Annotated in this window: 12 protein-coding genes; 9 read left to right on the forward strand and 3 right to left on the reverse strand. The window is 62.1% G+C overall.

Features of this window, described 5'->3' with window-relative positions; genetic code table 11:
* Nucleotides 1-75: 75 nt before the first annotated feature.
* The 3 genes from ACR0NB_RS03170 to ACR0NB_RS03180 all read left to right on the forward strand — a co-directional run bounded on the left by ACR0NB_RS03170 (nucleotide 76) and on the right by ACR0NB_RS03180 (nucleotide 3,165).
* Nucleotides 76-1,296, forward strand: a complete 1,221-nt coding sequence (locus ACR0NB_RS03170; RefSeq protein ID WP_170418340.1) for a helix-turn-helix domain-containing protein — start codon at nucleotides 76-78, stop codon at nucleotides 1,294-1,296.
* Between the two features lie 72 nt (nucleotides 1,297-1,368).
* The gene (gene ispG, locus ACR0NB_RS03175; RefSeq protein WP_170358814.1) at nucleotides 1,369-2,490 is read left to right on the forward strand and encodes a flavodoxin-dependent (E)-4-hydroxy-3-methylbut-2-enyl-diphosphate synthase; all 1,122 of its coding nucleotides are present in this window, start codon (nucleotides 1,369-1,371) and stop codon (nucleotides 2,488-2,490) included.
* Between the two features lie 279 nt (nucleotides 2,491-2,769).
* On the forward strand, nucleotides 2,770-3,165 hold the full coding sequence (locus tag ACR0NB_RS03180; RefSeq protein ID WP_480774917.1) for a hypothetical protein: 396 nt from the start codon (nucleotides 2,770-2,772) through the stop codon (nucleotides 3,163-3,165).
* A gap of 43 nt (nucleotides 3,166-3,208) precedes the next feature.
* Here the strand turns inward: ACR0NB_RS03180 and ACR0NB_RS03185 are convergent, their stop codons facing one another.
* Complete coding sequence (locus tag ACR0NB_RS03185; protein ID WP_170418345.1) at nucleotides 3,209-3,967, reverse strand: DsbA family protein; 759 nt, start codon at nucleotides 3,965-3,967, stop codon at nucleotides 3,209-3,211.
* Nucleotides 3,964-5,346, reverse strand: a complete 1,383-nt coding sequence (locus ACR0NB_RS03190; RefSeq protein WP_480774918.1) for a M48 family metalloprotease — start codon at nucleotides 5,344-5,346, stop codon at nucleotides 3,964-3,966. The genes ACR0NB_RS03185 and ACR0NB_RS03190 overlap by 4 nt, the downstream gene beginning before the upstream one ends.
* On the opposite strand from ACR0NB_RS03190, the gene ACR0NB_RS03195 reads away from it, so the two are divergent.
* The 3 genes from ACR0NB_RS03195 (at nucleotide 5,345) to ACR0NB_RS03205 (ending at nucleotide 10,379) form a co-directional block, all read left to right on the forward strand.
* On the forward strand, nucleotides 5,345-6,508 hold the full coding sequence (locus tag ACR0NB_RS03195) for a pyridoxal phosphate-dependent aminotransferase (RefSeq protein WP_480774919.1): 1,164 nt from the start codon (nucleotides 5,345-5,347) through the stop codon (nucleotides 6,506-6,508). The two genes, ACR0NB_RS03190 and ACR0NB_RS03195, sit on opposite strands and share 2 nt — an antisense overlap.
* A 65-nt stretch (nucleotides 6,509-6,573) precedes the next feature.
* The gene (locus ACR0NB_RS03200) at nucleotides 6,574-7,794 is read left to right on the forward strand and encodes an N-acetylmuramoyl-L-alanine amidase (protein ID WP_480774920.1); all 1,221 of its coding nucleotides are present in this window, start codon (nucleotides 6,574-6,576) and stop codon (nucleotides 7,792-7,794) included.
* A 95-nt stretch (nucleotides 7,795-7,889) separates the two neighbouring features.
* Nucleotides 7,890-10,379, forward strand: coding sequence for a penicillin-binding protein 1A (locus tag ACR0NB_RS03205; RefSeq protein ID WP_480774921.1), 2,490 nt, complete (start codon nucleotides 7,890-7,892; stop codon nucleotides 10,377-10,379).
* Here the strand turns inward: ACR0NB_RS03205 and ACR0NB_RS03210 are convergent.
* Complete coding sequence (locus ACR0NB_RS03210) at nucleotides 10,373-11,206, reverse strand: aminoglycoside phosphotransferase family protein (RefSeq protein WP_480774922.1); 834 nt, start codon at nucleotides 11,204-11,206, stop codon at nucleotides 10,373-10,375. The genes ACR0NB_RS03205 and ACR0NB_RS03210 overlap by 7 nt on opposite strands.
* Before the next feature lie 78 nt (nucleotides 11,207-11,284).
* Here ACR0NB_RS03210 and prfB point away from each other — a divergent pair, with 78 nt between their 5' ends.
* The 3 genes from prfB to ACR0NB_RS03225 all read left to right on the forward strand — a co-directional run bounded on the left by prfB (nucleotide 11,285) and on the right by ACR0NB_RS03225 (nucleotide 14,746).
* A complete protein-coding gene (gene prfB / locus ACR0NB_RS03215) occupies nucleotides 11,285-12,412 on the forward strand; it encodes a peptide chain release factor 2 (RefSeq protein WP_480774923.1) in 1,128 nt (375 codons plus the stop codon).
* Between the two features lie 105 nt (nucleotides 12,413-12,517).
* Nucleotides 12,518-13,918 carry an amidase gene (locus tag ACR0NB_RS03220; protein WP_480774924.1) on the forward strand — a complete coding sequence of 467 codons (1,401 nt, stop codon included), beginning with the start codon at nucleotides 12,518-12,520 and terminating at the stop codon, nucleotides 13,916-13,918.
* Between the two features lie 24 nt (nucleotides 13,919-13,942).
* On the forward strand, nucleotides 13,943-14,746 hold the full coding sequence (locus tag ACR0NB_RS03225; RefSeq protein WP_170338670.1) for a DUF2189 domain-containing protein: 804 nt from the start codon (nucleotides 13,943-13,945) through the stop codon (nucleotides 14,744-14,746).
* Nucleotides 14,747-14,750 lie beyond the last annotated feature (4 nt).

Genomic DNA, 14,750 nt, shown 5'->3' on the forward strand with positions numbered 1-14,750 from the left:
AGTAGCGGACGAATCGTTATGGGGATGATTCGCCGTTAGCGTGAAACACGCGATGGGCAGAATGGGGCAGCAGGAATGATTGGGCGCAGGACACAGCGCAATTCCGAAGAAGACGTGGACGTCAGGCCCAAGGGGTTCGACGACTACGAAGTACGGCTTGGCGACGTGATGCGCGGTGAGCGCGCAACGATGGGCAAGTCTCTTCTCGACGTACAGCGCGAACTGCGGATCAAGGCCAACTACATCGCTGCCATCGAGAATGCCGATCCCGACGCATTCGACACACCCGGCTTCATCGCCGGGTATGTGCGTTCTTACGCCCGTTATCTGGGGATGAACCCTGACGACACTTTTGCTGCGTTCTGCAAGGAAAGCGGGTTCGAAGTGGCCCATGGAATGTCCGCACAGGCATCGGTCGTCAAAAAATCGGTCGGGGACCTTCCGAACCGTGGCCCGATGGGGCGCGATCCGTTCATTTCGCCGAACACGCCCTACATTCCCGGCCGCGAGTCCGTGTTCAGCCAGATCGAGCCGCGTGCCGTAGGCTCGTCGCTTGTCCTCCTCGCGCTGATTGCCGGGATCGGATATGGCGGCTGGTCGGTTCTGAACAAGATCCAGCAGGTTCAGGTCTCGCCCGTCGAACAGGCCCCGGTCGTGCTGTCCGATCTTGACCCGCTGTCGGCCATCCGGACCGAGTCCGGAACGACCGAGGTTGCGGCCGCTGAAATTCCCAGCCCCGAAGCGCTGGACCGTCTCTACCGCCCCCAAGCACTGGATGTACCGGTGATGGTTGCACGGGATGCCCCGATTTCCACACTCGATCCTCGGACCGTAGGCACGTTCCGTCCGCCGGAAGTCCCGGAAATCGCGCTGGCTGAAATTCATACCGTCGAAAGAACTGCCGCGACCCTTCCACAGGTGGTTGAAAAGGTCGACACGTCGCTGAAAATCGTCGCGGTCGAACCGGCCTGGATGCGGGTCACCGCAGCGGATGGCAGCGTGATCTTCGAAGGCACGTTGGGAACCGTCGAAAACGGCAAGAGCTTTGAAGTTCCCTTGACGGAAGAGCCGCCGCAACTGCGGGCCGGTGCGTCGGGCAACGTGTATTTCTCGATGAACGGCGAGCTCTATGGGCCGGCCGGTGCACCGGGAACCGTCGCCAAGGGTGTGGTTCTGTCCAAGGACGCTGTGGCCGAGACTTATGCCGTGGCGGATCTTGAGGCTGAGCAAAACATTGCGCTCAAACAACTGGTGGCCGAGCTTCAGACACAATCCGCTGAGACGCCGGCAGAGTGATCTTGCCATTGCGGCGGGCTTGCCCCCGGACTATCTAAAGGCCAGACCCCAGGCTGACGCGGATCCGTTTTCATGTCTCTGAACCATGTGCGCCCTTGGCGCGACATCTATCGCCGCAAATCCCGCCAGATCATGGTGGGCAATGTCCCGGTAGGTGGCGACGCGCCGATTGCCGTTCAGACCATGACCAACACGCTGACGACCGATGTCGCCGCGACCGTGGCGCAGGTACAAGCTGCGGCAGAGGCGGGGGCTGATATCGTACGCGTTTCGGTCCCGGACGAGGCGTCGTCGAAAGCGTTGAAGGAGATCGTGCGCGAAAGCCCGGTGCCGATCGTGGCGGATATCCATTTCCACTATCGCCGCGGGATCGAGGCCGCCGAGGCCGGTGCCGCCTGCCTGCGCATCAATCCGGGCAATATCGGTGACGAGGCGCGGGTGAAAGAGGTCATCAAGGCCGCACGCGACCACAATTGCTCGATCCGCATCGGCGTGAACGCGGGCAGCCTGGAAAAGCACCTGCTGGAGAAATATGGCGAGCCGTGCCCTGAAGCGATGGTGGAAAGCGGGTTGGAGCATATCCGTATTCTGCAGGATAACGATTTCCACGAATTCAAGATCAGCGTGAAGGCCAGCGACGTGTTCCTGTCGGCCGCGGCCTATCAGGGCATCGCCGAGGCCACCGACGCCCCGATCCATCTGGGCATCACCGAGGCCGGTGGGCTGGTCAGCGGCACGATCAAGTCGGCCATCGGGCTGGGCAACCTGCTGTGGATGGGCATCGGCGACACGATCCGCGTCAGCCTGTCCGCCGATCCGGTCGAAGAGGTGAAGGTCGGGTTCGAGATCCTCAAGTCTCTTGGCCTGCGCCATCGGGGCGTGAACATCATCTCGTGCCCGTCCTGCGCGCGGCAGGGGTTCGACGTGATCAAAACCGTCGAGACGCTGGAACATCGGCTGGAGCATATCAAGACGCCGATGAGCCTGTCGATCATCGGCTGCGTCGTCAACGGCCCGGGCGAGGCGTTGATGACCGATGTCGGTTTTACCGGCGGCGGCGCAGGCTCGGGCATGGTGTATCTGGCGGGCAAGGCCAGCCACAAGATGTCGAACGAACAGATGATCGACCACATCGTCGAGCAGGTGGAAAAGAAGGCGGCCGAGCTGGAAGCCGCGGCCGAGGCGGCGGAGTAGTACTTTAACTTCGATCCGGAACTAATTCATCATAAGCCATTTTTAGGCCCATTTTTGCGGTATCAATCGCGATATCGACTGTCTGGACCGGAGTTCGATTCTTTGAAACCAATGCCTTTCGTGACGGCCCTTGCCGTCGTCCTTCTTTCTGCGTGCAGCAGCCCCTCTACCGGGTCGGACAAACGCCCCGGTTTCTTCAGTGTTCCAGTTCCGCAGTCTGCACCGGGGACGCAACTTGGGTATATGTCGGTGCATGTGTCCGGTTTCGGAAATGACGGAGTGACAACGCGCGCAGACGTCCGGCTCAGCCCGGGCGGGACCGGCAAACCGCGGGGCCGTTTGACCCAGATCATGAATGTCGACCCGCAGCTGGCGTCTCGGGTCGCGGTATCGTTCAAAACCGGTCAGGATGCCCAGGCGGCCTATGCTTTGGCGAAACAGATCGCCAGGGCGACCTACTGCCCAACCGGCCCAATTTCTGAAAACACCGGTATTCGCAAGTACGACAATCCCCAGGACCTGCAGGCAATTCTGGCTGAAAGCAAACGGCAGGGGCGTGACGTCATTCCATCGGGAATTCGGGGCAAATCCGTACCCGCGACCCAATTTAGAAAAACTGGAACTCCGACATGGGTCGTGTCGATGAAATGCGACGCCCCGTATCCAAACGACTAGGGCGTCGTTTCAACGGGGCGGCGATCAAGCCGCCCCAGCTGCTTCAGCCGCGTTCAGCCCGCACACCGTCGGCGATCTGTTTCATCTGATCTGCTGGCAGGAAGCCCCGCAGCATCTCGGTGCCCAGAACAAAGGATGGGGTGCCCGAAATCCGCATGCGCTGCGCCAGTGCCCGCGTCTTGGCAATTTCTTCGGTTACTTCGTCGCTGTCCATCGCCGCAAGGATGGCGTCACTGTCCAGTCCCAGCCCGTCCGAGATGCGGCGCAGCGTCACTTCCGAAGGCTCGCCCGTGAATTCCAGCAGGGCGTCATGGACTTGCTTGTACGCGTCATCCCCGGCGACCTGCTTGGTGGCGACGGCAAAGCGGGACGAAAGTACCGACGCATCGCCCAGAATTGGGAACTCCTTGATGATCAGGCGGATGTTGCCATCCTCGGCCAGCAGCGCGTCCACTTCGGGGACCGCGCGGCGACAGTATCCGCAACGGTAATCCATGAACTCGACGAGGGTGATGTCGCCGTCCGGGTTGCCACCGACCCAGCTATAGCCGTCATTGAACAGCTCGTCGGCGTTTTCAGCGATCAATTGCTGGTCGGCCTGTGCTTCGGCTGCGGCGTTGCGTTGCTCAAGGATGTTGATCGCCTCGAGAATGACTTCGGGATTTTCCAGGAGGTATTCCCGCACTTGCGCGCCGAACTCTGCTCTTTCGGATTCAGTCATCGAGGACAGATCCAGCGCATTGGCCGGACCGGCAATCAGGGAAAGCCCCAGAAGGGCAGGTGCTGCGTGTCTGAGGATCATTTCCGGTTCCTTTTCGATTTCTCAGCTTGTTCTGCGGCAATCAGCACATCCTGTGCCCGTTGCCAACCCGTCGAGCCTTCTGGCAACTGACCGATGGCTCGTCTTGCGTGAATTCCGGCATCCAGTAGGCGCCCCTCAAGAGCGAAACGTTCGGCAGTGACGGCGGATGCCATACCGTTGTTGCCGACCTTGGAATAGGCCATTCCCAGATCCTGCATCAGGCGGCCGTTCCGGTAGTCGCGGGCGCGTGCGCTTTCCAACACCTGCAGAGCCTTTTTCGTCTGTCCGTCAGCAAGCAGGGCGCGCCCGTAGCCTGCCATGATCAATGCATCGGTCGGAGCCAGTTCGGACGCCCTGGCATAGGCCGTGACCGCCTCCGAGACCCGAAGGTTCTCCAAAAGGATCTGCCCCTTCAGTTCGTGATAGAACGGATCGTCAGTGCGGATTGCCAGCGCACCATCGATGGCTGCCCGCGCAGCCGAAAGGTTTCGGTTCTGATGATGGGCGGCGGCCTCGCGCATCAGGCGAATATCCTGCGCCGTTTCTTCCTTGGCCCGCCGCAGGGTCCAGTCGGGAGAGCGCAGAAACGCGGACAGCTTGCCCTTGACCCGCGCAAACCAGTAGCCGGCATTGGGGTTAGATTTCGCCCGATCCCCGAATTGGTACAGAAATTCCTCGGCAGCGCGCAGGCGTTCACGGCTGGTCGGGTGCGAGCGCATATAGGGGTCCTGATTGATCTCGCTCAGCAATTCCTGGCCTGCGAATTTGCGGTGCAGTTCGACCATGCCGATGGGGGAAATCTCGGCCCAACGCAGGTAGCTGGCGGCGCTGCGATCCGCCGAGGATTCTTCGGCCCGCGTGTGGCCCAGAAAACTGCGGATTGCGGCCCCTTGGGTGCCGGCGGCAATGCCCGCGGCGGCCTCTCCGCCGCCCGCAACGGCGGCAATCAGAGCCAGCGCGGTACCGAAACCGGCCGCGCGTTGAGCCGCCCGAAGGTTCTCGGCCCGGCGGGCAAGGTGCCCGTTGGCGATATGGGCCGCCTCATGGGCGATCACGGCCTGCAGCATCTCGGGGCTGTCGACCGTCAGGATCAGTCCGTGGTTCAGGTAGATCGTGTTGTAGTCGATGACGAATGCGTTGAACGTGCCGTCCTTGACGACCATCACCCGCACGCGGTTGGTGTTCAAGCCGGCAGCGCGCAAGATCGGAAAGGCCAGTTCTCGCAACCCGTGTTCGATATCGGGGTCGCGGATCAGGCTTTGCGCGTGGCTTTGTGCGACGGTTGCGATCCACAGCGCCACCGCCAGCAGAATTGCCGGGATTGACGCCAGCCGGGATCCGCGTTCAAAAGCCATGGTCGCAACATGGGAGATGGGCATGCGAAACTCAACCCGGTCGGGCGTTGATCCCTTCATCGTGATGGACGTGATGGAGGCCGCGCGCCGCGCTGAAGAGGCCGGGCGCCACATCATTCACATGGAGGTCGGCCAGCCCGGAACCGGCGCCCCGCAAGGCGCGCTGGAGGCGCTGACCGACGCGATGCGGCAAGGCCCGCTGGGCTATACCGTCGCGCTGGGTCTGCCGGCGCTGCGGCAACGCATCGCCCGGATGTATGGCGAGTGGTACGACGTCGACCTGAACCCCGAACGGGTGGTCATCACGCCCGGATCCTCGGGCGGATTCCTGCTGGCCTTCACCGCGCTGTTCGACAGCGGCGACCGGGTGGGAATCGGCGCGCCGGGCTATCCGTCCTATCGGCAGATTCTGCGGGCGCTGGGTCTGGTGCCGGTCGATCTGCCGACCGCACCGGAAAACCGCCTGCAGCCGGTACCACAGGACTTTGCCGGGCTCGACCTGCAGGGGCTGATGGTGGCCTCGCCCGCGAACCCGACCGGAACCATGCTGGACCACGCCGCCATGGGTGCGCTGATCGAGGCGGCTCGGGGGCAGGGGGCCTCGTTCATCAGCGACGAGATCTATCACGGGCTGGAATACGATGCCAAGGCCGTGACCGCGCTGGAACTGACCGACGAGTGTTTTGTCATCAACTCGTTTTCCAAGTATTTCTCGATGACCGGCTGGCGGGTCGGCTGGATGGTGGTGCCCGAGGATCAGGTGCGCGTGGTTGAGCGCATCGCCCAGAACATGTTCATCTGCGCGCCCCATGCCAGCCAGGTCGCCGCGCTGGCCGCGATGGATTGCGAAGACGAACTGCAGGGCAACCTGGCCGTCTATCGCCGCAACCGCGACCTGATGCTGAAGGGCCTGCCCGAGGCCGGGTTCACCAACATCGCGCCACCCGACGGGGCGTTCTATGTCTATGCCGATGTCTCGGACCTGACCGATGACAGCCGCGCCTTTGCCACCGAGATACTGGACAAGGCCGGCGTCGCCGTGACGCCGGGGCAGGATTTCGACCCGGTGCGCGGCCATACGACCCTGCGCTTTTCCTACGCGCGGTCGACCGAAGACATCGAGCAGGGCCTTGAACGGCTGCTCAGCTTCATGGCGGATCGCCGGACCGCGCAGAAGTCGACCTGAGGCGTTCACAAACCGGCCACGCTGCGATAGGCTCCTGCCAAACGATCTCGAAAAAACTTGAGGCCATGAGCAGGATATTTTTCGTATGTGCGCTGATTTGGGCGCTGGCCGGTGCCGTTTTGGCGCAGGAGTTCAACGCCTTGGCGCGGGTACTGCCCGAGCAGAGCCGGATCACAGACGGCAAGGGGGCGGGGGTGACGCTTGAGCTGGGGCTCAGTCAGGGCGTCCCGTATCGCGTTTTCACACTTCAAGACCCGTACCGTATGGTCATCGATTTCCAGGAGGTCGACTGGAGCGGTCTTGACCGGGCCAAGCTGTTGCAGACCCGTCGGATCAGCGGGGTCCAGTTCGGCGCCTATGTGCCCGGTTGGTCCCGGATGGTGCTGGATCTGGGGGCGCCCTTGGCCGTCGATACGGCGGCTATGCGCGTGGACCCCGACAGCGGGGCCGCGGTTCTGACGCTGAACCTGAAAGGTACGGATTTCGACAGTTTTGCCGCCAGCGCGGGTGCGCCGCGCAATCCGGGCTGGGATTTGCCTGCGCCTGCTGTCTTGCCCCCGGTTGTGCCGCGAGATGGCGAACGACCGCTGCGCGTGATGCTGGACCCGGGGCATGGTGGCATCGACCCCGGCGCGGAATCGGGTGGCGTTAACGAAAAAACCCTGATGCTCACGTTTGCGCGCGAACTGCGGGAACACTTGCTGCGCGCTGGCGGATACGAGGTCGTGATGACCCGGGTGGACGATCACTTCGTGTCGCTCGAACGCCGAATATCTCTGGCCCATCGGGCCAGCGCCGATGTGTTCATTTCGTTGCACGCGGATGCATTGTCCGAGGGGCAGGCTCATGGGGCCACTGTCTATTTCCTCTCCGATGAGGCCTCGGACGTGGCCAGCCAGAAACTGGCCGAGCGGCACGACCGCAGCGACCTGATCGCGGGTATCGACCTGAGCGGCTCGGACGACCAGATCGCTGACGTTTTGCTGGACATGGCACGGCAGGAGACCCAGCCGCGCTCGGAAGCTTTGGCCCATGCGCTGGCGCACGGCATGGGGCAGCAGGGCGGCCCCATGAATCGGCGCCCGATCCGCAGTGCGTCGTTTTCCGTCCTCAAGGCAGCCGACATTCCCTCGGTTCTGGTCGAGATCGGATTCATCTCCAGCCCCAGAGACCTGAAAAACCTTGTAAATCCCGAGTGGCGCATCGGAATGGCGCAGGGAATCCACCAAGGTCTTGAAGCCTGGCGCCAGCAGGATCTGATCCGCCGCGGCTTGATTGGGCAGTGACCCTGCGGCGCAAAGTGGCTAGAATGCGCCCGTGTGTTTTGACCCTTGGGTGCAGCGACACTATATAGGCGTCACCGCGAACAAAAGGCAGCAACGTGATCCGGTTCATTCTTTCGATTTTCGGGGCGGTTTTCAGCCTCGTCACTTTGGGTATTTTCATGGTCGCGCTGGTGATTGGCGCGGTCTTCTGGATGTATGGCCGCGACCTGCCCAGCCACGAGTCGCTGGCCCAGTACAAGCCGCCCACCATCAGCCGTATCTATTCGGGCAAGGGTCAACTGATCGACGAATTCGCGCAGGAGCGCCGTCTGTTCACCCCGTCCGAAGAAATCCCGGACCTAGTGAAGCACGCGTTTATCTCGGCGGAAGACAAGAACTTCTATTCCCATCAGGGGTACGACCCACGCGGGATCATCGCAGCCGGAATCGAGGCGGTCCAATCCAAGGGCGAGACGCTGCGCGGCGCGTCGACCATCACCCAGCAGGTGATGAAGAATTTCCTGCTGTCCGGCGACCGGCGGGTCGAACGCAAGATTCAGGAAATCATCCTCGCGACCAGATTGGAAAAAACGCTGAACAAGGAACAGATCCTTGAGCTGTATCTCAACGAGATCTTCCTTGGCCAAAACTCCTACGGCGTGACCGCCGCTGCACAGACGTATTTCAACAAGACTTTGCAGGAACTGGCCCCGCATGAAGCCGCGACGCTGGCTGCGATGCCCAAGGCGCCTTCGGACTATCACCCGGTGCGCCAGAAACAGCGTCTGTTGGATCGCCGCAACTACGTGCTGCGCGAGATGTATCAGAACGGATATATCGATCAGGCAACCTATGAGACTGAAGTGGCGCAACCGCTGCGTTCGGTTCAGAACGATGATTTCGAAAGCTTCCGCACCGCACTGCCACCGCGCGACTATTTCACCGACGAAATCCGCCGCCAGCTGAGCGAGGACTTCGGCGAGGGTGAGTTCTTTACCGGTGGTTTCACCGTCCGGGCCTCGGTTGACGAGGAGATGCAGGTTGAAGCCGCACGCGCCCTGCGCGAGGCGCTTCAGAAATATGACCAGTCGCGCGGCAAGTGGCGCGGCACGGGTGAAACCATCCCCGAGGAAAAACTGGCAGACGAAGCGCAGTGGCGCGAAGCTCTGGCGATCATGGAAATTCCGCGGGACGTGGTGCTGCCCACGCAATGGTACCCCGCGGTGGTGCTGGATGTGGCCGATCAGCAGTTGACGGTAGGGATCGAGAACGGTCCGGCTGACGGCATCATCCCGCGCAGCGACATCAAATGGATGCAGGGTGACTTCAAGGCAAACTTCAAACGCGGCGACGTGATCCTGGTCGTTGCCGGGGAAGAGGGCCAGTGGTCCGCCCGTCAAGTTCCCGAGGTCCAAGGCGGCTTCGTGGCGATGGATGTGAACTCGGGCCGCGTTCTGGCGATGCAGGGCGGGTTCTCGTACCAGGACTCGGTGTTCAACCGGGCAACCCAGGCGCAGCGCCAACCGGGATCGGCCTTCAAGCCTTTCGTCTATGCGGCAGCACTGGACAGTGGCTACAGCCCCGCGACCATCGTCGTGGACGCCCCGATCGAAGTGAACACACCGCAGGGCCTGTGGACCCCCAAGAACTCGACCAACAAATTCTACGGGCCGACGCCCCTGCGCACAGGGATCGAGCAGTCGCGGAACCTGATGACCATTCGACTGGCGCAAGAGGTCTCGATGCCGGTGGTTGCGGGATACGCGGAGCGGTTCGGTGTGTATGACAACATGGGTCCCTACCTGGCCAATGCGCTGGGGGCCGAGGAGACGACGCTCTACAAGATGGTGGCGGCCTATGCGATGTTCGCCAACGGCGGCGAGCGGGTCGAACCGACCTTGGTCGACCGGATTCAGGACCGGTTCGGCAAAACGATCTATCGGCATGATGACCGGCAGTGCCTGGATTGCAACTCCAGTTGGCTGGAGCCCGATGCCTCACCCACGATCGTGACCGACCGAGAGCAGGTTATGGATGCAATTACGGCATATCAGCTGACGTCGATGATGAAGGGCGTGGTCGATCGCGGCACCGCCTCTCGCGTGGTCAACCTGCCGGTTCCGACGGCTGGCAAGACCGGTACGACCAACGAATCCAAGGACGCCTGGTTCATCGGGTTCACCTCGAACATCGTCGCCGGGTGCTATATCGGGTATGATCGCCCGCGCCCGATGGGGCGGGGTGCTTACGGCGGCACGCTGTGCGGTCCGGTCTTCCAGAGCTTTATGGAAAAGGCCGTCGAGAAATACGGTGGCGGTCCGTTCGAAGTGCCGCCGGGTGGGCACTTCATCAAGATCGACCGGTTCAGCGGTGCCCGTCTGCCGGATGACGCATCGGGTGATTATGTGGTGGCCGAGTACTTCCGTGATGGCGTCGACGGGTTCATCGACCGTGTCTATGACGGTGGTTTTGCGATGGGGTCCGATCTGCCGTTGTTCGAAGAGGTGACCAATGGTGGGCGCCAGGTCCAGACCTCGACCGGGCAGACCATCATCGTGGGGCCCAAGGCCAGCCAGGGCGATCTTCAGGGCGGCGGACTTTACTGATCTGCAGCGCTTAGAAACAGGCGCAGCAGATCGGCCTCCGGGTCACTCTCGACCGATCCGCCGGACCGCCAGCATATGGACAGGGCGCATTTGGCCGCCGCCCATCGGGCCAGACGCGCCCGCGAAACATTCATCGCCGCGGCGTATAGATCCAGGCACGCGGAAATCTGCCCGACTTCGCGCACAAGGTCCGGCATGCCTTTTGGGTGCCGCAGCGCATTTGCCAGTTCGAACGCCGGATCCCCGACATAACCCTTGGCATCGATCACGCGCGGGCCGGACGCAGTCAAGATGACATTGTCGGGGTGCAGGTCTCCATGCAGGGGGAGATGCACGGGTTGCATCTGCAGCAGATCCTGAGCCAAAGCTATGGCGCGCCTCATATCGGTTTTCAGGGGCCGCGTACACTGATCGGTAAATCCGACGCCGAAAAGCGGTGCAAACACTTGCTCCAAAGGCCTCAACCCGCTCACTTCGACAATCGGATCAGTCTGCAGGTTCCGCGCCGTTTCAGCCAGTAGTGTCAGGGCGTCGGCCACGTTGCCCGCCCGTGCATGATCGCCGAGGGTCGGACCCTCGAGCCACTCCATCATGACCGCCCGGCGGTCTTCGGCCAGGATCGCGACGGCGCCCCGGTCGCGCCAGGCAGCCAGCAGGCGGCATCCCGGCGCCTCGTTGCCGCGATCGGCGCGGCGATAGAGTTTGAGCGCGACTTCAGACCCGTCCTCACGTTTGGCCCGCCAGACACGCGCCGCGCCGGTATCCGCCGCCAGCCGCGGGTCGGCCAGATGCCATTTCTTCAGGAACTGCTCCGGTCCGTGCTGCATTTGCCTTTCGGGTCATCTTGTGGTGGCCTGAACCTCTTGCTATCACGCAGGCCTGATTGAGCAAGTTGGGACCTGACCATGCGCGCCGAAATCCAGAACATCGTGGCCGAGATCCAAAAATCGCTGGAGCTGCTGGCCCAGCGTATGGACTATGAAACCGCGCCGCACCGGCTGGAGGAATTCAACGCCCGCGTCGAGGACCCCAACCTGTGGGACAACCCCGAAAACGCGCAGAAGCTGATGCGCGAACGGCAGGTTCTGGTCGATGCCATCGAGACCTACGAGTCGATCAAGACCGATCTGAACGACAACGTCGAACTGATCGAACTGGGCGAGATGGAGGGCGATGAAGAGGTCATCAAGGATGCCGAAGAGGCCCTGAAGAAGCTGCGCGACAAGGCGGCCGAAAAAGAGCTCGAGGCGCTGCTGGACGGCGAGGCCGACGCCAACGACACCTTCCTGGAAATCAACGCGGGCGCCGGGGGCACCGAAAGCTGCGACTGGGCCTCGATGTTGGCGCGGATGTATGTCCGCTGGGCCGAGAAGAAGGGTTACAAGGTCGAGTTGCAGTCGGAAACCCCGGGCGAAGAGGCGGGGATCAAGTCGGCCTCGTACAAGATCTCGGGCCATAACGCCTATGGCTGGCTGAAGTCCGAAAGCGGCGTGCACCGGCTGGTGCGCATCTCGCCCTATGACTCGGCGGCCAAGCGGCACACGTCGTTCAGCTCGGTCTGGGTCTATCCGGTGGTGGACGACAATATCGAGATCGAAGTGAACCCGGCTGACATCCGCGTCGATACCTATCGGTCTTCGGGGGCGGGCGGTCAGCACGTAAACACCACAGACTCGGCGGTGCGGATCACCCACATCCCGACCGGCATCGTGGTGACCAGTTCGGAAAAATCGCAGCACCAGAACCGCGACATCGCCATGAAGGCTCTGAAATCGCGCCTGTACCAGATGGAACTGGACCGCCGCAACGCCGAGATCAACGCCGCGCACGAAGCCAAGGGCGATGCCGGCTGGGGCAACCAGATCCGGTCCTATGTTCTGCAGCCCTATCAGATGGTCAAAGACTTGCGCACCAGCTACGAGACATCGGACACCAAAGGGGTTCTGGACGGTGATCTGGATGGATTCATGGCGGCCACTCTGGCCCTCAAGGTCTCGGGCAAAAGCCGGGCCGAGGCGCAGTCGGACGACTGATGCCGCGCGGTTGATCCGCGTGGAAAAGATATATCCAAAACACCGGGTTTAAATGCACACATGGGGTCGCTAGGCTGAGCGCATGCAAAGCTCGGACGTAACCCCATGAACCTAAGCGATACTTCAGCCGCTGATCTTCTCGAGAAACTCGCGACAGGGCATTTGTCAGCCGTCGAGTTGATGCGCGCGACGCTCGACCGGATTGCCCAGGTGAACGGGCAGGTCAATGCAATCGTCGCGTTGCAGGACGAGGATGTGCTTATGGCACAAGCCCGGGCCGCCGACGACAAGTCGGGCCGCGGGCCGCTGCATGGGCTTCCGATTGCCGTCAAAGACCTGGTCAATGTGGCTGGCATCGCGTCGACCCAGGGGTCGCCGGTTTTTCGCAATCACGTCCCAGCCGTCGACGACCTGATCGCAGCACGGTTGCGGGCTGCCGGGGCTATCCTGATCGGAAAGACGAACACACCGGAGTTCGGGTTGGGCTCGCACACCTTCAATCCGGTCTATGGCGCAACCCGGAACCCATACGATCCGGCCCGATCCTGCGGTGGGTCGTCGGGTGGCGCAGCGGTGGCCTTGGCCACTGGGATGGTCGCGCTGGCGGATGGGTCGGACATGATGGGCAGCCTGCGCAATCCGGCCGCGTGGAACAACGTGTACGGTTTCCGGCCCAGCTGGGGCCGGGTTCCCTCGGAACCACAGGGTGATTTGTTCCTGCACCAGCTCTCGACCTTGGGACCGATGGCCCGCAGCCCGCAGGATATCGGACTATTGCTGGATGTGATCTCTGGCCCCGATCCGAGGCAGCCTTTGAGCGTTCCCTGCGAACCCGTCACCCCATTGTCTGTCGAAAGCCTGGAGGGGATGCGGATCGGATGGCTGGGCGATTGGGGCGGCGCATTCCCGACTGAGGAAGGGATTTTGACCCAATGCAGCAACGAGTTGGCGATTTTTGAGGGACTTGGCGCAACCGTCGAGGACGTACCGCCGCCCTTCGATGCCGAACGCCTGTGGAACAGCTGGATCACCCTGCGGTCGTGGAGCGTAGCAGCAAGTCTGCTGCCCTTGGCCGACCGAAACGACGCCCTGAAGGACACCGCGCAATGGGAGCTGGAGCGAGGTCTGGCCCTGACAGCGATGGAGGTCCATGCAGCCAGCGTCACCCGTTCGGATTGGTACCGTCGGGCGGTTGAACTGTTCGCCGAGTATGATGCGCTGGTGTTGCCGGCAGCTCAGGTGTGGCCGTTCCCTGTGAATCAGCCGTATCCGCGCAGCATTGGTGGGGTCGCGATGGACACCTATCATCGCTGGATGCAGGTGGTCACACCGGTCAGCCTGATTGGTCTGCCCTGCCTTTCGATACCGGCGGGGTTTGGCCCCGGAGGACTGCCGATGGGAATGCAACTGTTCGGGCCGCGCGGCAGCGACGCGCAACTGCTGGCTTTGGGGGCCGCCTATCACGCCGTGACGCATTGGCCGCAAAAACGCCCGGCCATGGCCTGAGGGCAAGGGGAGGAGAAACCGAACATGGAAAAGCCATTCGGAGTGCCAACGCTGAAACCGGCGGATATCGGCATGTTGCGCACGGCGCTGCATCGCGCCTGGCAGGATTATCGCCGCGCACCGGTCTTTGGCCTGCTGTTCGGCGGCTTCTACGTTCTGGTCGGGTGGTTGATGGCCTGGGTAACCGTGCAAACGGGCACCTCGTTCTGGCTGGTGCTGGCTGCCATCGGCTTTCCGCTGATCGGGCCATTCGCCGCCGTGGGTTTGTACGAGGTATCGCACCGGCTCGAGCGGAATGAGCCTTTGGACTATGGCGCCATCTTCGGTGTCGTGATCCAGCAGAGCCGCCGTCAGTTGCCGTCGATCTGCGCGATCATCGTCGTGATGTTTCTGTTCTGGTTCTTTCTCGGCCACATGATCTTTGCGCTGTTCATGGGGCTGTCGACAATGACAAACGTGTCGTCATCGCTTGAGGTATTTCTGACACCCAACGGTCTGGCCATGCTGGCTGTCGGCACTGCTGTAGGCGCGATCTTTGCCATCCTGCTTTACATGATCACCGTGTTGTCGATCCCGATGCTGCTGGACCGGGAACTCGACTTCGTCACTGCCATGATCTCGAGCTATGCCTATGTCAGCGTGAACAAGCGGGTCATGTTGGGCTGGGGTGCCTTCATTGCGGTCACGACCTTTGTCGCCATGGTGCCCTGGTTTTTGGGATTGCTGATCGTGTTGCCTCTGTTCGGTCATGCCAGCTGGCACCTGTATCGGCAGATCACCGAAGACGATGCAGCGGCGGGGCCGGTCGCCGAGCCGGCCCAAGCCTAGGTTC

This window comes from Ruegeria sp. CG3 (assembly GCF_056537205.1).